This window comes from candidate division KSB1 bacterium (assembly GCA_024655945.1).
GTDB lineage: Bacteria > Zhuqueibacterota > Zhuqueibacteria > JANLFK01 > Oleimicrobiaceae > Oleimicrobium.
Genome location: JANLFK010000004.1, coordinates 1 through 25,128, shown reverse-complemented (window position 1 = coordinate 25,128; position 25,128 = coordinate 1). Strand labels below are relative to the sequence as shown.

The window sequence follows — 25,128 nt, the reverse complement described above, 5'->3', positions numbered from 1 at the left end:
TGTCCGGCAGGTGGTCATGCACAGCTTTCAGGTGATCGTTCGCGGGGACGAGGCCGGCCTCCCTTTCGCCGAGGCGCGGCAACTGTTGGGGCGCGAAGTCGACTTCTTTGTGGCACTTTCCGATGCAGAGCTGTTGCGAAGGCTCGACGGCGACCACCCATGCCTCCTCATCGCGCACCCGCAGGCGATTGCCGCACAGGAGGTGACTGCGGCGGTGCGTAAAGGCTGGCAGGGGGAGCACCTCCTCTTGGCGGTCCTGGGAGATGGCGTGTCGGCCAGCCTCGACCCGAGCCTTGTCTTTGACGTGTTGGAGCCGAACGCTTCGCCGCTGCGCCTGGTGCGCTTGGTGCAAAACGCCCAGTCCCACCTGCAGCTTCGCCGCGAGCTCCGCACCCTCGCCTCCCAGTTGGAAGAACAGGCGCAAGACCTCCACGAGCTGAACCAGATAGGCATTGCTCTCTCCTCGGAACGCGACTTGGACGTGCTTCTGGAGATGATTCTGCGCAAGAGCAGAGAGATCACCTGGGCAGACGCAGGCAGCCTTTACCTCGTGGAGCAGATCCCCGGTGCGCCCGTTGGTGAGCGCAACCCCTTTGCCAACAAGCAGCTCCGCTTCAAGCTCTCCCATAACGACTCGTTGCAGATCAGCTACAACGAGTTCGTCATGCCCATCGAAAAGCGGAGCATTGCCGGCTATGTGGCCCTCACCGGGGAGCCGTTGAACATCGAGGATGCCTACGCCCTGCCAGAGGATGCCGAGTTCAGCCACAACCGCAGCTTCGACCTGAGCACCGGCTACCGCACCAAGTCCATCCTCGGCATCCCCATGCGCACGCACAAGGGGGAAGTGATTGGCGTGCTGCAGCTCATCAACCGCAAGCGGCATTGGGAAGCCAAGCTGACCGGTCCAGAGGCCATCGAGCAGGAGATCCTGCCCTTCGACGACAAGTGCGTGCACTTGGCGTCGTCCTTAGCCAGCCAGGCAGCAGTGGCCATCGAGAACACACGCCTGTACCAAGAGATAAGGGAGCTGTTCGAAGGCTTCGTGCGCGCCTCTGTGCTGGCCATTGAACAGCGAGATCCCACCACCTACGGCCACTCGGAGCGGGTAGCAACCCTGTCGGTGGGCATCGCTGAGGTGGTCGACCGCGTCGAGACTGGGCCGTACCGCGCCGTGCACTTTACCCGCGACCAGATCCAGCAGATCAAGTACGCGGGCTTGCTGCACGACTTTGGCAAGATTGGCGTGCGCGAGCACGTGCTGGTGAAGGCGAAAAAGCTTTACCCCGCGCAGCTGGAAATCATCAAAGGGAGGTTTCGCTACCTCAGGCGGGCTTTGCAGCAGCGCTACACGGCCGAAAAGGTGAAGTACTTCCTGACCACCTCGCGCGAAGAAGCCTTGCGGGCGTGCGCCTACCTCGACGAAGAGTTCGCGCGCCGGCTGCGCGAGCTGGACGATTACCTGGAGTTCATCATCCGGGCAAACGAACCGACGGTGCTGCAGCAAGGTGGTCTGGACAAGCTTCTTGCGATTGCGCAGCTCTGGTACGAAGATGACGGCGAACGCATCCGCTACCTGGACGAGGAGGAGGTCAAGTTGCTCTCCATCGCCAAGGGGAGTTTGAGCGACGAGGAGCGCGCCGAAATCGAGTCCCACGTCACTCATACCTACAACTTCTTGAGCAAGATCCCTTGGACCTCGGAGCTGAAGCCGGTGCCCGAGATCGCCTACGCGCATCATGAGAAGTTGGACGGCAGCGGCTACCCGCGCCGTCTTTCCGCCCCGGAGATCCCCGTGCAGTCCAGGATGATGGCCATCGCCGATATCTACGACGCCCTTACCGCGTGGGATCGCCCCTACAAGAAGGCGGTGCCGCCCGAAAAGGCTCTGGACATCCTTACCGCCGAGGTGCGGGCTGGCCTCCTCGATGCTGAACTCTTCCGCCTGTTCGTGGAGGCAGAGGTCTATCGTCAAGTGGCAAGACCGCAGTCGACCCCATGAGAAACGGGGACAACGACCGGGGGCATGGGACGTGGCAAACAAGGAGAGATGGCGTGCAAAGATGGCTACTGCTGGCGCTGATCGCAATGCCGGCCGCCTGGCCGGGGCAGCTCTTCCCTGCCACCGGCAAGCCGAGTGACCTCCCCGATCTCGATGTCACCTTCATCAGCCGCACCCCCCGCTATCCGCGGCTGGTCGTCTCCTACCATGAGCGCGCGGATGGCCTGGTAGGTGACGTGCGACCCTACCTGACGGCAGAGGAGCAAACAAAGAAGCGCTGGCCGGCTCCAGGCGACACCGTCACCTTTATCGCTCACGTGCGAAACCACGGCGAGGCCCCGGCTCCCGGCTTTGGCTCTCTGTGGACGATCGACGGGCGGATTGTTGCGGCCCCGCAAGGGGAGCCGCTCCTTCCTGAGCAGGAAGCGGTCTTTAAGCTGGTCTGGCGCTGGCAAGAAGGCCCTCACACCGTCTCGTTCCAGGTGGACCCGCAAGATGTGATCCCTGAAATCAGCCAGCGCAACAACCAACTCACCGAGCGCACCGATGCGCTCTCTTTCCATTTCCATGTGGAGCGCGCGCTCTACGACTATTTTCGCACCGTCAAGAACTCATGGGGAACCTACTCGTGGGAGGACTGGGCCCAGAGCCAGATAGCACTGATGAACGACCTGTTTCGCGCCGCAGTCTATCCCACTACTCCCCACGGCGTGGAAGAGCGCGTGCGCCTGGACATGATTACCATCCACCCGGACGGAGAATTGGACCCGGAGGGCACGCATGCCCCGGAGGACCTGGAGTGGGACGGGCGTTGGGGCTTCAAGGCGACCTACCTGACCGACCAGTTCTACGAGAAGAACCCTTGGGCAATTGCCCACGAGTGGTCACTGATTCACGAGCTCGGGCACCAGCTCGGGCGCATCGACCTCTATTGCCTGGACGTCACGGCCGAACAGAATCTGGTCAACCATGAGGCCTATCGGTCGAAATACCGGCTCTGCCTCATGCACACAGGCATCTACCTGCCCCAAGATGAAGTGCACTTCTTCTGCGAGCACACCGCTGCCTCCCTGAATCGCGACAAAGGGGTGCGCCGCGGCCACTTCGGCGAGTACCTGCTCGATCTGCCGGCAGAGAACGAACTCCTGGTGCTGGATGCTGATTATCGCCCACTGCCCAACGCGCTGGTGAGCGTATTTCGGGCCGAACCACTGGGCTACACCGAAAAGCGCATCGCACCCAAGCCCGCCCTCGCCGGCCGGACCGACGGGCTGGGCCTCTTTCCCCTGGGCGCGAATCCGTTTGGTGAAATCAACAACTGGGGCACAAACGGGGTGCTGCTCGTGAAGGTCGAAAAAGGCAAGCAGGCCTGCTATCGCTGGCTGGAGATCTGCGACTTTAACCTGGAGTACTGGCGTGGCAATCACGACAAGGCGACGTATGCAGTCTTCACTGACTTGCGCTAAGCCAGGGCCTCAGAGGCTCCTCCGGCCAGGAAGGAGGTGCTGGGCAAGGGGCGCGTGGGCAGTGTTCTTGCCCCTTTTCTTGGTCGCCTCCCACGCATGGGCACAGGAGCTCAGCGCTCTGAAACGGGCCATCGGCGAGCGCGGCGCGCAATGGCGCGCGGCAAGCAATTGGGTGAGCGAGCTTTCCTTTGCAGAGCAGCAGGCGCTATGCGGCACCTCGCTCGCGCCGCCCGATCCAACCATCGCCACCCTTCTGGTACTGCAACGCCCAGCGCAGCTTCCGCCAGTGTTCGACTGGCGCACCAACAACGGCAACTGGGTCAGTGGGGTGCGCGATCAGGGGGCATGCGGTAGTTGCTGGGACTTTTCGGCGGTTGCGCAAATCGAGTCCTGGTGGATGATCCATACCCAGACGCTCACACCGCCCGTGGACCTCTCCGAGCAGTTCGTCCTCTCCTGCGCCGGGATCGGCTCCTGTTCCGGAGGGGACATTGGTGCAGTGCTCGAGTTCGCCCGCACCACCGGAATCCCGCCGGAGAAATGTATGCCCTACAAAGCAGATGACAAAGTCCCCTGTGCCGAGGCCTGCAAAGACTGGCGCTCCCAGGCAGTGAAGATCCCTGGCTGGGGGTACATCACCTTTGAGGAAGCTCTCATCGCAAACATCAAGGCGGCAGTCTACCGCCATCCCGTCTCGGCCCACTTCACGGTGTACGAAGACTTTACCGCGTACGCAGGCGGCGTGTATGAACACGTGTCGGGCAAAGAGCTCGGTGGTCACGGCATCTTGATTGTCGGGTGGAACGACTATGAACAGAGCTGGATTTGCAAGAACAGCTGGGGACCCTCTTGGGGAGACAAAGGGTATTTCTGCATCAAGCGGGGCAATTGCGGGATGGGCCGTTACATGCCTTTCATCTGGGATGCGCTCACCGGTGGCGCTTTGGCCATCGCACCTGCACGCCTGGAGCTTTCGCTCTACCCGGGAGATTCCACTACCGCTACCGTAACGCTGAGCAACCTCGGCGCCACTCCCCTTGAGTACTCAGCCATCGACTATCAGTTGCCGGTCATGTTCCACCCCAGCCCCTTTCTGGCGTACGATTCGTCGAGCTGGTGGTGTGGCGACCCGGCCATCAAGGGGTACGAGAATCACTGGCTGCAGTATTTGGAGACGCCGCCCCTCAACTTGTCGCGCACCTCGGCACCCCGCCTGCGCTGGATGGGGATGTGGGCGGTGGAGGACCCCGGCGGCGCCGAAGCCCCTTGGGACGGCTGGGATGGATGCAACGTGTGGGTCTCCATCGACAACGGCCGCACCTTCCGCGTGGCCGAGCCTGTCTCGCCCCCCTATGACCGTCGTAGCCTGTGGAGCTTTGGCAATGCCGAACAGGGCTGGAACATGGGCGTGGGTATCCCAGGCTGGACCGGCAAGAGCGGCGGCTGGCGGCCCGTGGAATTTGACCTCGCAGCCTACAAGGCAGACAGCGTGGTGATTCGCTTCGCTTTTGCCTCCGACATGGGCCTCTGCACGCTGGACGACTCCACGCTGGTAGGCTTTTTCGTGGACGAAATCCTAGTCAGCGACGGGCAGCGTACCATGTTCGTCGACCACGGCGAGGACATCGAGACGATGCGCCGCGTGGGCTTTGGCGTGCGCAGCGCCGGATGGCTCAGCCTTGCGCGTCCGGCGGGCGTCATTGCACCCAGCAGCTCGGTCGATCTGGGCGTCAAAGTATCGGCAGCCACGCTTGCTCCTGGCGACTATCCCGGTCTTCTCACCATCACCACCAACGACACGACCATGCCCGTGGCTGAGGTACCTTTGTCCCTCACCGTGCGCCGCCGGCCGGAGCCGGTCGTCGTCGAGGACTGGCACTTGGCCCAGAACTACCCCAATCCCTTCAATGCCGCAACCACCATTGAGTACGCTGTCCCGCAAGCCGGGGAGGTGAGCCTCACTCTCATCAATGCCACGGGCCAGGCGGTGCGCACCTTGGCAAGCGGATGGCACGATGTCGGCTACTACCGCATCGTCTGGGATGCACGCGATGACTGGGGCAAGTCATTAGGAAGCGGCGTCTACCTCTATCGGCTGCAAATAGGGCACCGACAGGTGCGCTGTCGCAAACTGGTGCTCCTCCGCTAGCGAGGGGAGAGGGCCACTTTCCGCGGCGCTCTCGCCCCCGGGGAACGCTCCCGTTTTTACACCCAGCTAATAGCCGAACACCCCGGCTCTGCCGCCGCGCGCCTCCAACTTGAGGTCACGGAGCTGCGGTGCTTTGACCTGGATGCACAGATAGAAGCGCTTGGCAATCCCCGAGGGGACCCAGTCAAACTTGGCCTCCCAGCAATGCAGGTCGCGGTAAAAGACCCAGCGATGGCTGGCCACTTGCTTCTCCTTCAGGTCAAAATGCGCGCTATACTCGACGCGCCAGTTCTTGGTGAGCTGGATCTGCAGTCCACGCACGTCCAGGTAGTAGCGCTCTCGGGGGTGCGCAGGGTCGCTGCGCCGCTCCTTGTCGTAGCCGAATGACAGGCTTACCGACCACGGGATGTCTAAGCCTTGGAAGGTGCTCAACCCCTCGAAACGGTTGCCTCCCGTGCGCAACTCCTCGTCGAACACACCCCGGGGAGGCACTTCCTCTTGGCCTTCCTCGGGGGCAGCGATTGGCTGGGGTGGCGCAGCCTTCTTTCTGCCACTTCCCTGCAGCCGTAGCGAGGCATTGAAGCGTATGCCAGTGAGCCAGGCAAGCTTGCCGCGCAACAGCCCTCCCGCGTCGAACAAGTAGTCGTTCACTGTCCTGCGCAGCGCATAGTCGTAGCGATAAAAGCTGTGCGTGGCACTGGCCGAAATGCTCAGGTTGCGCAGAGGATTGGCGGTGAGGGTGCTGTACAAGTCGGAGAGCTTGTATTCCTTCGCCTTGAAGTTGAAACCGGTGCTTAGATCGATGGTGAACAGATCGAACTTGCGCTCCTTTTCGCCTTCCCCGGTCTTCATCTGAAAAACGTTGTTGACACGAAGGGAAAGGCGTTGCTGCCCACCCATCGGGGTGCCACCAAAGCGATCCCGCTTGTACATACGGCCGCTCGTGTCAACCACCGCTTCGTAGTATCCCCATTTGCCCTGGGAAAAGTCCGGCTGGTAGGAAAAAGAGAGCGTCGGAGTCACCACGTGCCGCACGGCTTTGACTCCGAACACATTTGGTGCAAACAGACCGTAGAGTTTGGTGTGCGCGGAGAGGGCATAGCTGAACAAGTGCCGGGCAGCAAACCTTGGCACCTCCCGCGAGCCGATGGCATTTGTGGAATCCACGAGGAAGTAGTCCATGGTGCGGTCGAACCAGTCCTCGTTGATGTTCAGGGACTGACTGAGCCCTAACCAGCCGAAGAGCTTGCGCGGGTTGTTCATCGACAGGCCCACCTGGTGGGCAAGACGTCTGGTCGTCGTCTTCGGTTCCCCCTGCTCAGACTTGCGCGTCACCGTCGTGTTCAGCAGGTTCGACGAGTAGGAATAGTAAATGGCCTGATACCAGCGCAGCTCCTCGCTGGCCGGACGAGTTGCCCCCCGTCGTTCTCGCCGGGTAGCCGCAGGGGGGAAGAACTGGCCTTGCCCCACGTAGAGGCTCGCTTGCGGCAAGCTCAGCGTCGTCTCGTCGGTCTGCAGATCGCGGACGTGAGAAGCATTGACCGTGAGGCCGATCTTGCCATTCTTCCAGGTCTTGCTGAGCGTAGCGTTGGAGCGCAGTTGGCGGGTGAGACGCGCATCGAGATTGGTACTCAGGTCGCGGTAGAAAGACCCGTCGCTCACAAAGTAGCCTGCCGCGGAAATCCGCAGCGTGGGGTCAAACTCCTGCGAATGGTGTACCTGCAAGTCCCAACGCCGCTGGTGCACGCCGTAGGTAAAATCCTTGCGGGTGATGGAACCGTTCACCGAACCCCGCATCACGTAGCGCAGCGCATAGTTGATACCCGCTTGGAAAAAGAAGCCGCTTCGCTCGAAATAGTCCACCGTGCCCAGCGCGTCGAAGTGATCGTTCGGCGCCCAGTAGTAGCCAAAGCCGCGCAGGTAGTTCCCTTCGCGCGCGCTGTATCCGTAGCGCGGCATAAGAAACCCCGACTGCCGCCCTCGACGGTGGGGAAAGACCGCAAAGGGGAAACCGAGCACCGGAATGCGGCCCAGGTACATGACCAGGCCCTGGGTCACCACCTTGTCGTCCGGTATCATCTTCATGCGGCGGCAGTAGAAATGGTAGTGCGGGTCTTGCTCCAGGTTGCAGGTAGTAAACTCCCCATGCGAGATGTTGTAGACGCTCCCTCCCACCCGCTTGATCTGCCGGCCGCCATAAAAGCCGCCCTCAAACTCCGTGCGCCCGCGCACGACGATGCCCTTGTCTGTGACCGTGTTGTACACCATCTTGACCCCGGTCATGGTCTCGCCATCGCTCACCAGCGTGGGCAACCCTCGCCAGCGCACGACGCGCACCGAATCGCCCGGGTTCTCGGAAGGCACAAGAAGCGTGTCCGCCACCCCTTCGGCAGTGAGCAAGTTCTTGTCCCAGTCAACGGTAATTTTCTCCGCGCGCAGGGTCATGTTTCGGTACTTGACCACTGCGTCACCCACGAGGTAGGTGATCCTTCCTTCCACGAGGTTGTCGACGACGAGCGCCTCGTAGTGGATGGTCGTGTCAAGGTCGGCGCGGGCACGGGGGGCCACGGTCGTGTCCTGCGGTGAAGCCGGGGAGCCCGGAAGGGCGAACAACCCATGAGCACACAGGCTGCACAGAGTCAGCGCGATGAGCCAGCGGAAGCGCGACACATCCCGTGTGGGCGCGAGCGTGGACATCGGCACCTACTCGCTCCTGGGCCGCCTGCGCCCCGGCCATAGCTGTTCAAGGCGCTCCCTGATGCGCTTCTCCACGCCATTGTCGGTGGGCTTGTAATAGACCCGCGGCCCCAGCTCTTTGGGGAAATAGTCCTGCTCCACAAAGCCGCCATGGTCGTGAGGGTATCGGTAGCCAGCCGCATAGCCAAACTGGCGCATCAACTGGGTCGGTGCATTGCGCAGGTGCAAGGGCACGGCCCCCGGCTGTTCCTGGCGCACATCGGCGGTGGCCGCCTCGATGGCTAAGTAAGAGGCATTGCTCTTGGGCGCAGATGCCAGATAGGTGGTGGCCTGGGCAAGCACGATGCGCGCCTCGGGCATACCGATGGCGTCCACTGCCTGGAACGCTGCGGTGGCAACCATCAAGGCGTGGGGGTCGGCGTTGCCGATGTCCTCGGAAGCCAAGATAATCAGCCGGCGAGCGATGAACAGGGGATCTTCCCCCCCTTCCAACATGCGGGCCAGCCAGTAGAGCGCCGCATCTGGATCCGAGCCCCGCACACTCTTGATGAAGGCCGAGATGGTGTCATAGTGATAATCGCCCTTCTTGTCGTAAAGCGGCGTGCGCCGCTGCATCGCCTCCTCGATCAGCGCGCGAGTGATGGTGACTTCCTCCCCTGGCGGAGCAAGTCGCACCGCCAGCTCTACGGCGTTGAGGGCCACGCGCGCATCGCCGGCAGAAAGCTGCAACAAAAGCTGCCGAGCCCCCTCGGCGAAAATGATCCGCAGTTTGGCAAGTTCCTGGTCTCGTTGCAGAGCCCCGTCGATGACCCGCGCCAGCTCCTCTTCGCTCAGTGGCTCCATCTTGTAGACCCGACAGCGGGAGAGAAGGGGCGAAATGACCTCAAAGCTGGGGTTCTCTGTAGTTGCCCCGATGAGCAAAATGGTGCCGTCCTCCACGGCGTGCAACAGGGCATCCTGCTGCGCTTTGTTGAAACGGTGGATTTCGTCGATAAAGAGGATGGTGCGCCTGCCACTCTTCCGCCGCGCCTGGCGGGCCTTGTCGATGACGGCGCGCACCTCCGCAACCCCGGAGGCCACCGCGCTCAATGAGTAGAAGGTACAGTGCGTCTCGTGGGCAATGATGCGCGCTAACGTGGTCTTGCCCACCCCAGGAGGGCCCCAAAAGATCATAGACATCAGCTCATCGCGCTCGATTGCCCGGCGGAGGACCTTGCCCTCACCCACGAGATGAGATTGCCCCACGAACTCCTGGAGAGTCCTCGGCCTGACGCGATCCGCAAGCGGCGCACCAGGCTGGACAGCTTCTGCCTCGGGCTCGAGTTCGAAAAGGCTCATGGCGAATACCTATGGCTCCTTCTTCCCCTCCACGCTTCCTGCCAATGGAATTTAGCCAAAACCCGGGTGATAATCAAGCATGAAAAAAGGCGCTCGCAAGACGCCAGCGCCGCCCTCGGTACTGCACATGCGCCCTCGATTCCAGCCCGTGCGCTCCCTTCGTCAAGGCCGCCTGCCTGCCCCACCAGTGCTCCGGCCGCCGTGCCCCCCAGCCCAACTCACAATGAGGCCGATCAGGATGGACAGGAACACGTAGCAGACCACCGTCTGGGACATGACCAGTACCTTTGCTCCCGCGGTGAGTGGCACGATGTCGCCATAACCCACCGTGGTCGCGGTGACCACGCTCAAGTACAGAAAGTCCAGGAGCGGGTCAATGGTGCTCTCCATCTTGAAGAGGCGATGCGGGATGTGGGGATCCAGGATGGTGTAGAGAAGCGTGTAGCTAAGCACCGTCATGACGTAGAGGAACACGAACTGCACCAACGTGCTCTCGCGGGAAACCATCTCCCGCCGCCACACGGCACGCAGATTGAGGGCGAACTCGTACACGTTGAGCGCCACCGCCACCGCCAGTAGAGTGAGGATAATCCAGTACAGATGGCGATGGCAGATGATGTGATACGCAACTGCCCCTGCAGCAAAGAGGACGGGCAAGGCGAGCAGCGCCCGCATGAGTCGCCTGCGGCCCCCGCGGACCAACGAGCGCACCAGAATGGCACATCCCAACGTGACCGTCACCACGAGGCCTGCTTTCAGGTAGCTGCTCCCGGTCTTTCCGATATGGGCGAAAGCCCCAAGCAGGTAGCAAATGACAAAGATGACGATGGCCACTGCCGCAGCGGCGCGCAGTCCACGTGCCCAGAGGGCAAAGGTGTCGTGCCAGTGTCGCCTTCGTGTGCGCTTGCCTCTCATGCTTTCGTGCTAAGTGCGTACAAGTTACGCAACGGGCAACGCCTCACACCTCGGGTTGCCGAACAGGTGCCTCACTTCTTCAGATTCGGGGCCACATGGCCGCGGAAAATGTGCCGGAAATCGTGCAAGGTTATGAACGCCTCGCGGTCGATGCTCTCCACAATCTTGATCACCTGCCTGGTCTGCTTGCGACGCACGGTAGTGTAGACAAGCTCCACCGGCCCCTTCATTCCTTCCCCCGGCACGACCGTCACACCGAATCCCGCATGCCGCAGGGCAGAGGCGATCTCTCGGGCATGTCTCTGGGAGATGACCCGGATGTGTGACCACCCCAAGGCGAGCTTGTGCTCGATGGTGATGCCGAGAAGGGTGCCACAGGCAAAACCCCCAGAATAAGCGATGACGCTCACCACATTGTGCATGCCGGCGATGGCCTTGGAAATGGCCACCAGGAAGATGGTCACCTCCACAAAGCCAATAAGCGACCCGATGACCCGCCGCCCCTGGATGATGAAGATCATGCGGATGGTGCCCAGGCTCACATCGATGACGCGCAACACGAAAAGCATCGCCGCGTTGAGAAAAAGATTCATCTCCATCCTCTCTCAGATGACCGTGCCCTGAACCTGCGTAAGGAACGAATCGACCTCCGCCACAGTTGGCAACGAAGGCTGCGCCCCCAGCTTTTGCACCGCCAAAGCTGCGGCAGCGTTGGCATAACGGACGGCCTGCCGAAGCTGCAGGCCGCGCACGAAAGCCACCGCGAAAGCGCCATTGAACGCATCGCCCGCAGCGGTCGTATCCGCCGCTTTCACCGGAAAGCCTGGTACAAGGTAGGCCTCACTCCCCTCAGAGACAAACGCTCCCTCGGCACCGAGGGTGATGACCACAGTGCCCACGCCCTCTCTGTGCAGGAGTTCGGCGACCTCGCGCCTTGCCCGCGCATCCTTGGGCCTAACGCCAGTGAGGAGCTCTGCTTCGCTCTCATTAGGCGTGATGACGGCCACCGCGCGCAGCAGCTCAGTCGGTAAAGGTCTGCCCGGTGCAGAATTGAGAATGACCGGCACGCCACACTCGGCGGCCAGGCCAACCGCATGGCGCACGGTCTCCAAGGGCGTCTCCAGTTGCACCAAGAGGGCTCCGGCGCCCCGTATCACCCCAGCGGCTGCCTGCACATCCTCTGGGGTCAAGTGCTCATTGGCCCCGAGGGCCACAACGATACGGTTCTGCCCCTGCTCCTCTACCACAATGAGCGCCACGCCTGAGGGGTATCGAGGGTCAACGCTCACAAAGTCGCAGTGCACGCCTTCGGCCTGCAACCCGGCGACCGCCTGCCGCCCAAAAGCGTCGTCTCCCACCTTTGCCACGAACCAGACCTCGCCACCCAGGCGGGCTGCAGCAACTGCCTGGTTGGCGCCTTTGCCGCCTGCAGCCGTGAAAAACTCGTCGCCGAGCACGGTCTCGCCGGGTGCAGGCGCTCTCTGACAGCGAACCACGAGGTCCGTATTCGAGCTACCGACCACGACGATTCTCTGTGGGTGCCGGTTAGCCATCCGAACTCTCTTCTGAACAAGCTGGTGCGGAGAGCCATTGCACCCGTACGCCATCGGTAGCGTTGCAGACGAGGATGCCCGGCTCTTGTCCAAAGCGCCGGACATAGTCGGCGCCCACTTTCTCTTTGAACTCCTCCAGCGCATCCCGCCGCACCAAATTGACGGTGCAGCCACCAAAGCCCGCCCCTGTGAGGCGCGCCCCAAGCGTGCCCTGCACCCTCAATGCACTCTCCACCAGCGTATCCAGCTCCGGGCAGCTCACCTCGTACAGGTCGCGCAGGCTGGCGTGCGATGCCTGCATCAGCCTGCCCAAGTGGGCGAGGTCATCTCTTTCCAAGGCGCTCACCGCCTCCAGCACGCGGGCATTCTCGGCCACCACATGCCCGCAGCGGCGTCGTACCACTGGCGGGAGGCGGTCGGCAAGAGAGATGAACTGTTCAAGGCCAACATCGCGCAAGGCACTGATGCCCGGCAGCCACTGGCGCAACAGTCGCACCCCCTCTTCGCACTGTGCGCGCCGCTCGTTGTAAGCAGAGCCTGCCAAACCGCGCTTTTTCTTGGTGTCGCAGATAACCAGCGCCACCTGGTCCAGCGCCAGGGGAACCAGGCGGTGTTCCAACGAGCGGCAGTCTAAGAAAAGGGCGTGCGCCTGGCGGCCCAGCCGGCAGACGAACATGTCCATGATGCCACACTTGGTACCGGCGAACTGGTGCTCGGCCTGCTGCACTAATTTGATGAGCTCCAACTCGTCCATGGCAAAAGGGAAAAGCGCCTGCACCAGCGAGGCCGTGCCGACCTCCAGGGCAGCGGACGAGCTCAGTCCGGAAGCCCGCGGCAGCGTGGCGGCGATGAGCACATCGAAACCCTCGATTTCCACACCGCGCCGTTGCAGAAGCTCGATGACACCCCTCAGGTAGACCGTCCAGTGCCCGTGCCGCTCCGCTGGGCTCTCTTGGACCGGAAAAGTGGCGAGGTCGTTGAACTCGGTGGCGTAAGCGCGCACGATGCGTCCTGGCCGCCGCCGCGCAAGGAGGCAGATATGGCGGTCAATGGCCGCCGGCAGGACAAAGCCCTCGTTGTAGTCGGTGTGTTCTCCGATGAGGTTGACGCGCCCGGCAGATCGCACCAACACTTCTGGCTGGTCACCGAAAAGCGAGCTGAACTTTTGGCTCAACGCGTCGAGTGGGCACAGAGTCGTCAAGGATCTCTCCAGTCGGCTCCTGTTCGGTTGCAGGTCACATGCCTGCTCGAGCGCTCGTTGCACTACACACAGCTATGCCGTCAAAGAAACCGAACGCCCTTGGCGCACCGAACCTTCGGGTTAGGGTCAGAATCGGCGCAGATTGCCCAGCTGGGTGGCTCGCCGGGGCGCAGGCGTTGCCCGTCTTCGCCAAGGATCAAGAGCGGCAGAACCTGTTCCACCGGGCTTGATGATCTCCGTCTGCTCCGCGCCATGCGCCGCCTGGCGATAAGGAAAACGGGCGAGAGACCGTGCCGCACACAAGGCTTTCTCGCCCGTCTAAGTGAGCGTCCCCTAGGGGAGTCGAACCCCTGTTGCAGGATCGAAAATCCTGAGTCCTAACCACTAGACGAAGGGGACGTGCCGTCGCAACGGAGGTGGACAGGCGCCTTTGCTGGTGGTGCCAGCGCTGCGCGCCAGAGCAGTGGGGTGAGCGACGGGACTCGAACCCGCGACCACCAGGGCCACAGCCTAGTGCTCTATCCAGCTGAGCTACGCTCACCATCGTGCGGCCTCGTTTTTGAGGCGGGAAAATATATGAAATTTCCCACAGCAAAACAAGGGGAAAACCGGTGTCCCGTGGAGGCTGAGAGGAGACGTGCCGCCCCGGCAATGCATAAAGGCATTGCACTCCGGCCCAGCCTCTACGGCAAAAGCCGAGCACCAAGAGCGTCCGCCGCAGGCGCCGTGCGGTGCCCAAGGACACCGCAGTCCAGAATCCAGCCGGGCGGTAAGCGCGCAAAAACAGATTGCCTCTTTTACTCTTTGTGTGTAAATTTCCAGCCAAACAGGTGCACAGCCGACCAGGAGTAGGGTTCGACATGACTTCGCAGCCAGGAAGAGTGGAAGCCCCCAGCACGGCCTCGTGGAGGCTCAGCCCCCTTGCGGAGGTCGACCGCACCCAGACGCGGATCGGCCTCATCCTGTTCTTCGGCTTTCTTCTGCTGGCAGCACTTCTGGCCTACGCCCGCTGGATCGAGCCCTCTCGCCTGCAGGTCACTCACCTCTTTCTGTCCAGCGAAAAGCTGCCGCCGGGCTCAGAGGCAGTCACCATCGTGCTGCTTTCTGACCTTCACATGCGCGCTCTTACCGACTTCCACCGCAGAGTTGCAGAGGAGGCAAATAGCTTTGCACCGGACCTCATCGTCATCACCGGCGACCTCATAGGCTCCTCGCACTGGTTAGCCGAGGAACGGTCGGCTCAGCTGCAGCCCGCCTTGGCCGCGGTGCGCGAATTCATCGCCATGCTGTGCGCAAGGCATGGCGTCTTCATCGTGCGGGGCAACAATGAGCTGGTGGTGCAAAAAGAACTCAACAACACCGCTTTGGATGCACTGCGCGTCACTGGTGCCACGGTGCTCTGCAACCAGCACCAGCGCGTCGATCTCGGGGGGAGTTCGCTCTACTTGCTTGGCGCGGACTTTTTCTCCCTCCACCCTGCCCTCTATGCCGACTTTACCACTGCCAAGAGCGGGGGAAGATGTTTCCTCCAGGCAGGGTCCTCTATGGACAATGCCTATTCCCACTTTGTGGGGCCTGGCAGCGCATCTTGGCAAGACTATGAGTACACCTGCGCCATGAGCTACTCAGGCTCCGGAGAAGCCGGCATGGGGGTCACCGTCTACTCCGGGTTCGGCAGTGGCGAGGACCGCTTTTACCGCCTGCGTTGGCGCCAAGGGCTGTCCGGTTTCCGCCTGGACGCCCACGGTTCGCCTGTGCCCCCCGTGGAACTGGCGCTCTCCGCCCAGGCGGACTGCTGGTACCGGTTTCGCATCAGGGCCCAGTCGGACAGCGATCGTACGACGGTCAACGCCAAGGTGTGGGAAGAAGGCAGTCTTGAGCCAGCGAGTTGGCAACTCACACTTGTTGACACTTCTGGGGCGCGCCATACTCGCGGCACAGTGGGGCTCTGGAGTCATGGCCAAGGCACCCGCCGCTTCGCCGACCTGTGCGTGGTGAGCATTTCTCGCGACACGGTTTTGCTGAGCGAACCGTTCTGCGGCAAAAGTCCAGATCCGGAGGGCTGGTTGGATTTTGCGCTGGAACGGGAGGGGATACGTGTAGCAGCAAGCGGCATCCCAGACGGGGCCTTCCGCCTGCTCTTGGCCCACTCGCCGGACATGGTACGTCCGGCAGAAGACCTGGGCATCGACCTCGTCCTGGCCGGCCATACTCATGGCGGACAGATTCGCCTGCCGGGAATCGGCGCTCTGTTCAGCCAGACGAATCTCGGCAGGCACTACGCATCAGGAATGTTTTCCTTTGGCCACACCAAGCTGTACGTGAACCGGGGAATAGGGAACGCTCTTGTCCCCTTCCGTCTGTTTTGCCGGCCGGAGCTCACGGTCATTCACCTCCTGCCGGCGCAGCACGATTGAGACTCGGGATGGGAAGAACCACCATCGAGGAGGGAAGCAATGGCATACCTGCTCGGCATTGACGTCGGGACCACCGGAACGAAGACCCTGCTCATTCAGGAGGACGGGAAGGTGGTGGCCTCGGCAACCGAAGAATACCCGTTGCATACGCCCCGTCCCAACTGGTCTGAACAGGACCCAGAAGACTGGTGGCGGGCCGTGTGTGCAAGCATAGGGGCCGTCTTGGCCAAGGTGCCAGGTGCGGCCGCGCAGATTGCCGGCATCGGCCTTTCCGGGCAGATGCATGGTGCCGTTTTCCTTGACGAGGACCACCAGGTCATTCGCCCGGCTATCCTGTGGAACGACCAGCGCACCGGGGAGGAGTGTGCCGAGATTACCTCACGGGTGGGCGCGGCGCGCCTCATGGAGTTGGCCTGCAACCCTGCGCTCACCGGCTTCACCGCCCCCAAGATCCTCTGGCTGCGCAAAAACGAGCCGCAGCACTACGAACGGGTGCGCACCATCCTGCTGCCCAAGGACTATGTGCGGTTCCGCCTCACCGGCACCTTTGCCACCGAGGTTTCGGATGCTTCGGGGACCCTCCTCTTTGACGTCAAGAACCGTACGTGGTGCAAAGAACTGCTGGAGATACTGGACATCCCCCGCGAGTTCCTGCCGGAGTGTGCCGAGTCGCCGGTGGCGACGGCCAAGGTGAGCCGCATTGCCGCGGAGCAAACCGGCCTGCGCGAAGGGACGCCGGTAGTGGGTGGAGGTGGCGACCAGGCCGCGGGAGCAGTCGGCACCGGCGTGGTGAGCAAGGGCATCCTCTCATCTACTCTCGGCACTTCCGGGGTGGTATTTGCCTTCGCCGACAAGCCGGAAATGGACCCACAAGGGCGATTGCACACCTTCTGCCACGCTGTTCCCGGCAAGTGGCACATGATGGGGGTTATGCTTTCCGCTGGCGGCTCCCTGCGCTGGTTCCGGGATGCCCTCTGCCAGGAGGAAGTAGCCCGGGCTCGCGAACAGGGCGTTGAGGTGTATGAGCTGCTCACTGCGGCCGCGGCGTCGGTGCCGCCAGGGGCAGAGGGGCTGGTCTTTCTCCCCTACTTGGCGGGAGAGCGGACACCGTACCCCGATCCTAACGCGCGGGGGGTGTTCATCGGCTTGAGCCTGCGACACAGCAAAGCGCACCTGGTACGAGCGGTGCTGGAGGGGGTCACCTTTGGCATGCGCGACTCGTTGGAGATCATGCGCGAGCAGCACATCGAGGCCCAGCAGATCCGCGCATCTGGCGGCGGCGGGAGGAGCGCCCTGTGGCGTCAGATCCAAGCCGATGTGTTCGGCGCGCCCGTGACCAGCATCAACGTGGAGGAGGGGCCCGCGTTCGGCGTGGCGCTCCTGGCGGGTGTGGGAACGGGCCTGTACGCATCCGTCCCCGAGGCATGCCAGGCCACCATTCGCGTCGTCAGCGCGACCAAGCCCAGAGCCGAAGTCGCTACGCTGTACGAGCGGTACTATCGACTCTATCGCAGCCTCTACCCGCTGCTGCGTAACACCTTTACGGAGGTGGCCGGATTGGTGAACGCATAGTGGGAACGGCCGTCTGCGGCCATCCCCGGCGACACTGCGCCCGGCATCTTGGCAAAGCAGGAAGGAGCGTGGGGACCTGCGCGTGGTGAGATAGTTGCCCAAGACACCGCTCTGCGCGCATTGCACTGTTTGCCTCGCTCCACGCAGCTCCCTTTTCCCTGGTTGCCGAAGTCGGCTACAGGGGTCCGATCCCGCAGGCTCCTCTGGGCGATGCTCCGGCATTCTCGGGCCCGCAGTGGCACTGGCCATGGGGAAAGTGGATCCTGGCTCAAGACTGAAGGCGGAGACAAATCTCGGTCACAAGAAAGAACCTGAACAGGCTCTGAAGGCAGGAGCCCTTGTGGGGGTCAGGGCATGCGGGACGAGGGCAGAAGAGGGGGGCCACAACGTGCATCTCCCGAGCGCCCGTTGCCGGCAGTAGGAAGGCGGGCTCCGAAAGACAACGAGGACTGCATGGACCAACAGAAGAAGAGTCGCCTCTCAGGCTTTTCGCGCACGTTTTGGGTGTCGATCGTCTTCGAGTTCTTTGAGAGAGGGGCCTACTACGGGATGATGAGCTTTCTCTCGGTTTACCTGACAGGACAGCTCCATTTTGCCAAAGAGAGCGTGGGCCTCATCAAGGGAACCATCCAGCCGCTGCTCTACTTCCTTCCCATCCTCAGCGGCGCGGTAGCCGATCGCTTCGGATACAGGCGCACGCTGCTCGTCTCCTTCAGCCTCTTGGGAGCGGGCTACTTTCTGACCAGCCAGGTAACCTCCTACACTGCGGTCTTTGCCTCCCTCGTGGTCATGGGCTTGGGCGCTGGCGTGTTCAAGCCGATTATCTCCGGCACCATCGCCCGGACCACAGACGAGAGCACCAGCTCGTTGGGATTCGGCATCTACTACTGGTCCATTAACTTGGGGGCGTTCTTGTTCCCCCTCATCCTGGTGCCGTACCTCAAGAATAGCTTTGGCCCGCGCACGGTCATTTTGGCCTCGGCGCTGGCCACCGGCTCGATGCTCATTCCCACGCTCTTGGCCTACCGCGACCCCGCGCGACCCAAGTCGACCACCAATCTCCTCACCACGCTTGCCAACGCCTTCGAAATCGTCTTCAGCCCGTTCGTGCTGTTGTTCTACCTCCTGCGGCAAAGGGGGGCTGCGGGCGCCGTGGGATTGGCCATCGGTTCGCTCATAGTCCTCGGCGGGATAGCTCTCTTCGTCACCGCAGGGAGCGTTTTCCTGCTCTTCGTGGCAGTCCTCTTGGTGGTTAGCTTGGCCATTCTGGCTGTGCGGTGGCGAGGCCGCCGCTCCCGGCTTGTTCCTGCGGGCATCGCGGCTGTTGGCGTCCTGTTTTGGCTCCTGCCCGGCCTGTCCCTATTCACCAGGATCGTGGTGAGCGTCATCTACGCCACGGTCTTTTCGCTGCTCACCATCGAGTACCAGGACATGGCGCGAGCCAGGGCCAACGCGCGCTTCCTGCTGATGATCCTCATCTACTCGGGATTTTGGATCCTCTACTTCCAGATGTTCGACTCGGTGCTCTGGTACGTGAACGACTATGTGAATGCCGCGCCCCTGAACAGGGTTGTCAATGCCGCCCTCCACGCAGTCGGCCTGCGCATCAACTGGTTCTTCGACGTCGAACATGTGACGGTCATCAACGCCGGCACCATCATCGCACTGCAACTCATTGTCTCGGCCATCGTCAGGAAGACTCGTGCGCTGCCCACGATGGTGGCCGGCATACTGTTCGGCACCGTAGGGATGGCTATCCTGGCCATTTCGCCGAGCATTTGGGTCTTTATCGTGGGCATTATCATCTTCTCCATTGGCGAGATGACCGCCCACCCGAAGTTCTTTTCCTACGTAGGCATGACTGCCCCAAAAGACCGCGTGGCCACGTATATGGGCTACATCTTCCTCTATGGGGTAATCGGCAGCAGCGTGGGCGCCATCTTGGGAGCGCACCTCTATGTGCACTTTGTCGACACCTTGCATCAGCCGCGCACGCTGTGGCTCCTGTTCAGCGGCATCGGCGTGCTGACGATACTAGGATTAGTGGCCTATGACCGGTTTCTCGTCGGCAAGACAGATGTGGAAAAGCGCTGAGGTGGCGGCTGCTGCTGACAGTGCCTCTTGGGTTGCTGCGCCGGTGGCATTGGCCCCAACTGAAGGACTTTGCCAAGTGGACATGGCGGCCCAGGGTGGACTTCCGGCAAATCGTTGGCAAGGACGCGCCGAGGTAGGTGTGGATGCCGGGCAAGGGAGCCGGTGCTCTTTCCGGCTCTCCGGCCCTTTGCTGGGAGCTGCCAGCAACAGCCGGCCGGCGTTTTTGGGCCCCGCGTGCGTGATGAGTGAGTAAGGCCATGGATTATGGCAAGCTGATTTCTCTCTTCGCGCTTTCTCTGGCGGTAACAACACTCTGCTGCTGTCCTCGCCAGGCGCACGTGGACAGGGAGGCCACGTCTCCACCTCGCTTTGATGCAGTGGTAGCCGCAGATGGCAGCGGGGATTTCACCTCCATCCAGGAGGCCATCATGGCGGCGCCGCACTCGACCACGCCCAAGAACCGGTGGGTGGTCCTTGTCAAGGCCGGCACCTACCGCGAGTTAGTATACGTGCAGCGCGAACGGGGCTGCATCCGGCTGGTGGGGGCGGCTCCGGAGTCGACGGTCATCACCTACGACCTGCACGCGAAGGTGGTCGGGCTCGACGGCAAGCCGATCGGCACGTTTCGCACCCCGACGGTGGTGGTGGATGGCGACGACTTTGTGGCCGAGAACATCACGTTCGAGAATGCAGCCGGCCCGGTGGCCCAGGCCGTGGCCCTTCGCGTGGATGGGGACAGAGTAGTATTCAGGAACTGCCGCTTCCTCGGTTGGCAGGACACTATCTTGCTCAACCGAAGGCGCGTCTACTTCCGCGACTGCTACGTCGCTGGACACGTTGACTTTGTCTTCGGCGGGGGAACCGCCTTGTTCGACCATTGCCACATTCACTGTCGCGGCAATGGCTACATAACCGCAGCCTCCACCCCGGCTGCTCAGCCCTTTGGCTTTGTCTTCTCTCACTGCACCATCAGCGGCGAGCCTGGCGTGCAGACCTATCTCGGCCGACCATGGCGAGCGCACGCAGCTGTGGCGTTCCTGAACACGAGCATGTCCGAGGTGGTGAGACCCGAAGGCTGGCATAACTGGGGCAAGCCAGAGTGCGAGAGTACAGTGCGCTTCGCCGAGTGGCAAAGCAGCGGCCCCGGCGCGCACCCCCGGCAACGAGTGTCGTGGGCACGTCAACTCAGCGACGCAGAGGCCAAGGCCTTCACTCTGGAAAATGTCCTGGCTGGAGGGGACGGCTGGAATCCCGCCGCTCTCAGCGGGGAGGTACGCTGAGGGAAGGGACTGGGCCGAACCACCCGATGCAAAACCAACCCTCGATGAGAGCCCAAAACCCACGGCGCTCACAGAACCAGAAGCGTTGTGGGGAATCGCGCTCGACGTGGTAACCCGCTCGTGGGTAGTGAGCAGGCCTTTGGTGCCTTGGCGAAGATGTGCGGTGCGCTGGCCGGAGAGCGGCCCGGAGTCGCCCGAGGACTGGAAAGTTGTCACTTTTCCCAATATCCCTGATCCTAACCATAAGGAGGTCAGCAGACATGATGAGCATCCGTCCCCGTGCTCCGCTGCTTCTGGCTGCACTTCTCACCTGTGCGCTCGCCGGCCTCGCCGTTCGTGTCGAGGCGGCGCAGGTGGATACGGTGGCTATCTTCAGTCCTGCCATGGCGAAAGCGGCGCAAGCGGTGGTCGTTCTCCCGGAACGCTATCTCACGAGCCAGGAGAAATTCCCTGTGGTCTATCTCCTCCATGGGTGGAGCGGCTCCTATCGCGACTGGCCGACCAAGGCTGACCTGAAGCCGTTGGCCGACCGCTACCAGTTCATTCTGGTCTGCCCGGACGGGGGCTACGCCAGCTGGTATCTCGACAGCCCCTTGCGCAAGGACTCGCAATACGAGACCTACATTGCCAAGGAGGTCGTCGACCATGTGGACGCGCACTACCGCACGATCGCCGATTCCACCGGCAGGTTCCTCTGCGGCCTGAGCATGGGTGGTCATGGGGCCTTCACTCTTTTGGCAAAGTACCCCGAGCGTTTCGCAGGAGCGGGATGCTTGAGCGGCGCCATGACCCTCACTCCTGCGGCCCGCCGCGCTGGCCTCGCCGATGTGTTGGGCGAATACGAGCAGGCACCACGCCTGTGGGAGGAAAACTCCGCCCTGTTCCTCTGCAGTCGCCTGGCCGGCCGGAACAAAGCCATCTTCCTGGAGTGCGGTATGGACGACTTCTTGTTGGATAGCAACCGTCAAATGCACAGCCGCATGATAGAGCTGAAGATCCCGCATGACTACACCGAGCGGCCGGGTGCCCACACGTGGGCGTACTGGAGCAACGCCCTTGAGTACCACCTGCTCTTCTTCAGCAAACACCTGCAGAGGTAGTGCGCGCCTTGGCGGGGCTCAGTGGGATTCGGAGCGAACGCGCGACACCAGCCCTACGGAGCGAGGTGACCCGGGCTGGTCTCGGGTCCGTCTTGTTGTCGGCCTGCTACACAGGCGACGTGCACGTACCCTTTCGGGCGGCTGTTGACCACGGAAGAACTGGAGGACTGGGGGGCGACGGGCTGCAGTGCAACCCACTGGCGGCAAACGGCCGGCCACTTACCGGGCCGGTGGGGGCTGCGGTCCAACTACTCCAACGGCATCAGCGGCGCAAAAGGGTGCTCTATTTGGCTTGGCGGCACAAGCTCGCCGTAACCAGCTGTCAGCGGGCCGAGGGCCTGTGGCATGAGGTGCCGGCCAAGCCAGACTCTGACCTTGAGGCCTCCTGTTTGGCGATGTTCGTCTACGCCGCAGCACGCCGCGCGAACCAAGCCTCCTGCCCCACTATGCGCTAATGCTCGGCGCGAGTCTGCTCGACGGGATTCGGCAAGACCGCGACATGGCGGGAGTTCGCGCAGGAACAGGTGTGGCTGAGTGCCTTGTGTACAACTCTCGCGGCCTCACGCCCCACAATGACGTGCACAGCATTGGCCCCGTACTCGCTGGTTAGGGTAGGGCTGCTTTGGTTGCCACAAGGGGGCCTCCTTAGCGGCGGTCATGCGCTCCTATCTCGCCCCTCTGCGTGCCGCATCTCCAGCTCCTCGGGCTATAGGGCCGGCCTGGGAGGTCATCGCAGTGTTCGGCGGCAAATGAACCCGCAGACCGGACGAAGGCGGCGCAAGGCAAGGGCAAAGAGCCAGGTCAGCGGGTTCAACAAGGATGCGCGCTGCCACAGTGGCCGTCTTCCCGTGCCGCAAGGTTGGCCGTACACCCGGAGCCAGGATAACATCGCGCCGCTAGTGCGAGAAATGGCGCAGCGACCCCCGTGCTCGCCCTCCCATGCCTGCACCCTTGCAGGCTACACCCCTGGCACCGAAGCATGAAAGTGACTCCATCAGGCCATATAGATCGGGGCACCCGGGCACTCGTCGACCCAGACCATCTCAAGGCTGATGCACCCGCACCTATGGCAACCGGCCAAACAGAAACACTCCCCCATGTAGCTGACGCAGGCACACCCTCCGGTTCGACACCCCCACTTGTGCATTGAAGTCCCTTCACAGAACTTCACGCCTGTCCATACACCGCCGCCGTGACCCCAACTCATTCTGGGGGTGGGCAGTAGCAGGCCGACCAGGATGGACAGAGCCACCACAATGGGCAGCACAACCCGTGCAGTTGAACGGCGAATCATGGCGTTTGTCCTCCTTCCGCTTGCGGGATTGGTTAGCCCTTGGTCTCAAGTCCCTCACAAGAACAAATGGCCAATTGGGCGAGGCCTGGGGAGACGAGGTAAACCTGGTCATTGGAAGCAGCCACTCCATAGTAGTCCGCAAGCTGCGCGTCGAGTTCCGTCGGGGCGGCGCGCGTGTACAGCCATGCGCGCCCGAGTGTACCAGGGTCCAGTATCAGGATCCCGTATCGCCTCACGAGCACATATATTCTTCCTCCGGGGTCAAAGGCAATATCCTTTACCACCTGGACCACTGCATACGGAGGACCAGGGGTGTCCCCCTTAGGTACAGTCTCTACAGCCTTTCCCCTAAGCACAAACCTGCGTGCACGCCTCTGTTGGAGGTCCAAGAATACCAGTTGCGGCTCACCTGCCCTGGAGAGGGCAACATACCGGTTGGCGTGGGTGGCAAACACCACTATGTTTCGCGAAGAGACGGCTCCTCGCTGCAGGCTCGGCTCTTTGAACGACCTGCGGGGTGTGGCGTAGGGCAGAAACGAGCCAACCGGACGCGGCTCTGCACTGGCCAACGCGAACAAGTGGATCACGTCGGTGCGGGCAGGAGGGAGTGGGGGTAGTGTTACCAATGCCACAGACCCAATCACAGCGAACTGTTTGCCACTCAACTGGAGAATTTCAACGGGCCAGTGGAAGGTGCGCCGGTAGCGCAGTTGTGGCGTAAACTCGTGCAAGCGGCAGCAAACTTCAGCGACAACGACCCCGCCGTCGGCACGGATGCCCACGCCAACAGGGCTGCCCATTTCGCCCGCCCTTCTCCCGGGCCACCCAGAACCTTGAGCAGGTCGCCGTTGGGTGAGAGTACAAAAACCGAATGGTGTTGGGGGTCAGGGACCAACACCCGCCCCTGGGGGTCAACTACTACGGCCATCGGTTGGGCGAACACCGGCTCTCCAGGCGGAGGTTTGTCTTTGTCCCCCAAGGTCCTGATCACCCGCAATCTGCCCCTAGGCACATGGTCCAAGTGTAAGTCAACACGAGGCGCACTGTGGAGGAGGCTGTCGAAGGGGAAGGAGGCCAATTCTTCCTCGGAAGCTGGCCACAACCCTGTATCAGGTGCCGTTTCCTCTCCCCAAGCCGAGGGTGGATGGATACGGAGGAGGTGCCGGCGCAGCAAGTCGACTCCACGCGTCTTGAAAGCTTGCCAACACAGAGCCCCTGTCCTCTGAAAAACCACAAAGCCGCTCTCACCGGCGGAAAAGCCAAGAGCTTCGCGAGCCCGGAGGGGAACCTTTCGAAGGAAATGCACCCCTGGGGTAGCGACGCCGTCTGCGGCTATGCCATTTGGTGCCGCCACATACACTGCCAGGCCTTTTCTGCTCAGCGTGTCCAGGGCAGCCGAGAGCCCGGGAACCTGGGCCTCTGATCCCTGCTGGAGGAACACAACCACGCCATACGGTGCCGGCATCGTCGTCACGTCGATGCCTACAGCCTGGAGGTGCGAACCGATGGCAATGCCCAGCTGCGGCAGATCGCTCACCGGCCGCAAGGGCCTTGATCGCAGTGCATAGATTCCCGTGACGAGAACCACTGCCAGTGCAACCAGGCCGCAGAGAGCAAGAAACGCACGGTTCACCGTGCGGAAGACCACACGCGTCGCATGTGAGGTCATCGGCATCGCTCCCTAGCTATTGCAGTGGGAGCTTGCAATGGGACACTGGGGCAACCTCGGCTCCTCAACTGGGCGATACGGTTCTCGAGCTCCTGAAGCTCTGGCACACTAGGCTGGAGGCGTTTCTTCCTCGAGCGACCTTACAATGCCCAAAACATTGCACCCGAGTGTAACCTGGCTCCCAGTCCGTAGCCCGAGAAGCATACCAAACGAGCAAAGCGCCACTGGCGGCCCGGGGGCGCACCGTCTGGGCCGTAAGGTAAAAAAAAGCGATTTCTGTCAAGTGTTTTTTTGGGAAAATTGCAGGGTATTGGCGCGAGACTCTCGACTGAACCGCTGCCTCGCTGCAATCGTCGCCACAGGCTCTGCAACACCCCCCGG

The 25,128-nt window shown here is 62.1% G+C and carries 16 protein-coding genes and 2 tRNA genes; 9 read left to right on the top strand and 9 right to left on the bottom strand.

Annotated elements, in window-relative coordinates:
- Window positions 1–16 precede the first annotated feature (16 nt).
- The 3 genes from NUW13_06535 (at window position 17) to NUW13_06525 (ending at window position 5,617) form a co-directional block, all read left to right on the top strand.
- Entirely contained in the window at window positions 17–2,002 is a 1,986-nt protein-coding gene (locus NUW13_06535) for a GAF domain-containing protein (GenBank protein MCR4438685.1), read from the top strand.
- Window positions 2,003–2,055: 53 nt separating this feature from the next.
- Complete coding sequence (locus NUW13_06530) at window positions 2,056–3,468, top strand: hypothetical protein (GenBank protein ID MCR4438684.1); 1,413 nt, start codon at window positions 2,056–2,058, stop codon at window positions 3,466–3,468.
- Window positions 3,469–3,529: 61 nt separating this feature from the next.
- Entirely contained in the window at window positions 3,530–5,617 is a 2,088-nt protein-coding gene (locus tag NUW13_06525; protein ID MCR4438683.1) for a T9SS type A sorting domain-containing protein, read from the top strand.
- Between the two features lie 66 nt (window positions 5,618–5,683).
- On the opposite strand, the gene NUW13_06520 is transcribed toward NUW13_06525, so the two are convergent.
- The 8 genes from NUW13_06520 to NUW13_06485 all read right to left on the bottom strand — a co-directional run bounded on the left by NUW13_06520 (window position 5,684) and on the right by NUW13_06485 (window position 13,862).
- The gene (locus NUW13_06520; GenBank protein MCR4438682.1) at window positions 5,684–8,314 is read right to left on the bottom strand and encodes a putative LPS assembly protein LptD; all 2,631 of its coding nucleotides are present in this window, start codon (window positions 8,312–8,314) and stop codon (window positions 5,684–5,686) included.
- A gap of 6 nt (window positions 8,315–8,320) precedes the next feature.
- Window positions 8,321–9,652, bottom strand: coding sequence for a replication-associated recombination protein A (locus NUW13_06515; GenBank protein MCR4438681.1), 1,332 nt, complete (start codon window positions 9,650–9,652; stop codon window positions 8,321–8,323).
- 162 nt (window positions 9,653–9,814) lie between these two features.
- The gene (locus NUW13_06510) at window positions 9,815–10,567 is read right to left on the bottom strand and encodes an ion channel (GenBank protein ID MCR4438680.1); all 753 of its coding nucleotides are present in this window, start codon (window positions 10,565–10,567) and stop codon (window positions 9,815–9,817) included.
- A 71-nt stretch (window positions 10,568–10,638) separates the two neighbouring features.
- Entirely contained in the window at window positions 10,639–11,160 is a 522-nt protein-coding gene (locus NUW13_06505; GenBank protein ID MCR4438679.1) for a DUF5698 domain-containing protein, read from the bottom strand.
- Between the two features lie 12 nt (window positions 11,161–11,172).
- On the bottom strand, window positions 11,173–12,120 hold the full coding sequence (gene rbsK, locus NUW13_06500) for a ribokinase (GenBank protein ID MCR4438678.1): 948 nt from the start codon (window positions 12,118–12,120) through the stop codon (window positions 11,173–11,175).
- A complete protein-coding gene (locus NUW13_06495; GenBank protein ID MCR4438677.1) occupies window positions 12,113–13,321 on the bottom strand; it encodes a galactokinase in 1,209 nt (402 codons plus the stop codon). The genes rbsK and NUW13_06495 overlap by 8 nt, the downstream gene beginning before the upstream one ends.
- A gap of 327 nt (window positions 13,322–13,648) precedes the next feature.
- Window positions 13,649–13,720: transfer RNA gene (locus NUW13_06490), tRNA-Glu, on the bottom strand.
- A 65-nt stretch (window positions 13,721–13,785) separates the two neighbouring features.
- Window positions 13,786–13,862, bottom strand: a tRNA-His gene (locus NUW13_06485).
- Between the two features lie 319 nt (window positions 13,863–14,181).
- Here NUW13_06485 and NUW13_06480 point away from each other — a divergent pair.
- The 6 genes from NUW13_06480 to NUW13_06455 all read left to right on the top strand — a co-directional run bounded on the left by NUW13_06480 (window position 14,182) and on the right by NUW13_06455 (window position 22,239).
- Window positions 14,182–15,738, top strand: a complete 1,557-nt coding sequence (locus NUW13_06480) for a metallophosphoesterase (GenBank protein ID MCR4438676.1) — start codon at window positions 14,182–14,184, stop codon at window positions 15,736–15,738.
- Window positions 15,739–15,777: 39 nt separating this feature from the next.
- Entirely contained in the window at window positions 15,778–17,310 is a 1,533-nt protein-coding gene (gene xylB, locus NUW13_06475; protein MCR4438675.1) for a xylulokinase, read from the top strand.
- Between the two features lie 453 nt (window positions 17,311–17,763).
- The gene (locus NUW13_06470; GenBank protein MCR4438674.1) at window positions 17,764–19,404 is read left to right on the top strand and encodes an MFS transporter; all 1,641 of its coding nucleotides are present in this window, start codon (window positions 17,764–17,766) and stop codon (window positions 19,402–19,404) included.
- Between the two features lie 257 nt (window positions 19,405–19,661).
- Window positions 19,662–20,684, top strand: a complete 1,023-nt coding sequence (locus NUW13_06465; protein ID MCR4438673.1) for a pectinesterase family protein — start codon at window positions 19,662–19,664, stop codon at window positions 20,682–20,684.
- A 260-nt stretch (window positions 20,685–20,944) separates the two neighbouring features.
- Window positions 20,945–21,784: an esterase family protein gene (locus NUW13_06460; GenBank protein ID MCR4438672.1), complete on the top strand. Its 840-nt coding sequence runs from the start codon at window positions 20,945–20,947 to the stop codon at window positions 21,782–21,784.
- 230 nt (window positions 21,785–22,014) lie between these two features.
- Window positions 22,015–22,239 carry a glycoside hydrolase family 88 protein gene (locus NUW13_06455; protein ID MCR4438671.1) on the top strand — a complete coding sequence of 75 codons (225 nt, stop codon included), beginning with the start codon at window positions 22,015–22,017 and terminating at the stop codon, window positions 22,237–22,239.
- Window positions 22,240–23,110: 871 nt separating this feature from the next.
- On the opposite strand, the gene NUW13_06450 is transcribed toward NUW13_06455, so the two are convergent.
- The gene (locus NUW13_06450) at window positions 23,111–23,878 is read right to left on the bottom strand and encodes a hypothetical protein (protein MCR4438670.1); all 768 of its coding nucleotides are present in this window, start codon (window positions 23,876–23,878) and stop codon (window positions 23,111–23,113) included.
- Window positions 23,879–25,128: the final 1,250 nt, after the last annotated feature.

Coding starts and splice junctions, on each gene's coding strand:
- NUW13_06505 (MCR4438679.1), bottom strand. CDS start 11,160: ATGAATCTTTTTCTCAACGCGGCGATGCTTTTCGTGTTGCGCGTCATC.
- NUW13_06480 (MCR4438676.1), top strand. CDS start 14,182: ATGACTTCGCAGCCAGGAAGAGTGGAAGCCCCCAGCACGGCCTCGTGG.
- rbsK (MCR4438678.1), bottom strand. CDS start 12,120: ATGGCTAACCGGCACCCACAGAGAATCGTCGTGGTCGGTAGCTCGAAT.
- NUW13_06450 (MCR4438670.1), bottom strand. CDS start 23,878: ATGGGCAGCCCTGTTGGCGTGGGCATCCGTGCCGACGGCGGGGTCGTT.
- NUW13_06520 (MCR4438682.1), bottom strand. CDS start 8,314: ATGTCCACGCTCGCGCCCACACGGGATGTGTCGCGCTTCCGCTGGCTC.
- NUW13_06510 (MCR4438680.1), bottom strand. CDS start 10,567: ATGAGAGGCAAGCGCACACGAAGGCGACACTGGCACGACACCTTTGCC.
- NUW13_06535 (MCR4438685.1), top strand. CDS start 17: ATGCACAGCTTTCAGGTGATCGTTCGCGGGGACGAGGCCGGCCTCCCT.
- NUW13_06470 (MCR4438674.1), top strand. CDS start 17,764: ATGGACCAACAGAAGAAGAGTCGCCTCTCAGGCTTTTCGCGCACGTTT.
- xylB (MCR4438675.1), top strand. CDS start 15,778: ATGGCATACCTGCTCGGCATTGACGTCGGGACCACCGGAACGAAGACC.
- NUW13_06465 (MCR4438673.1), top strand. CDS start 19,662: ATGGATTATGGCAAGCTGATTTCTCTCTTCGCGCTTTCTCTGGCGGTA.
- NUW13_06515 (MCR4438681.1), bottom strand. CDS start 9,652: ATGAGCCTTTTCGAACTCGAGCCCGAGGCAGAAGCTGTCCAGCCTGGT.
- NUW13_06460 (MCR4438672.1), top strand. CDS start 20,945: ATGATGAGCATCCGTCCCCGTGCTCCGCTGCTTCTGGCTGCACTTCTC.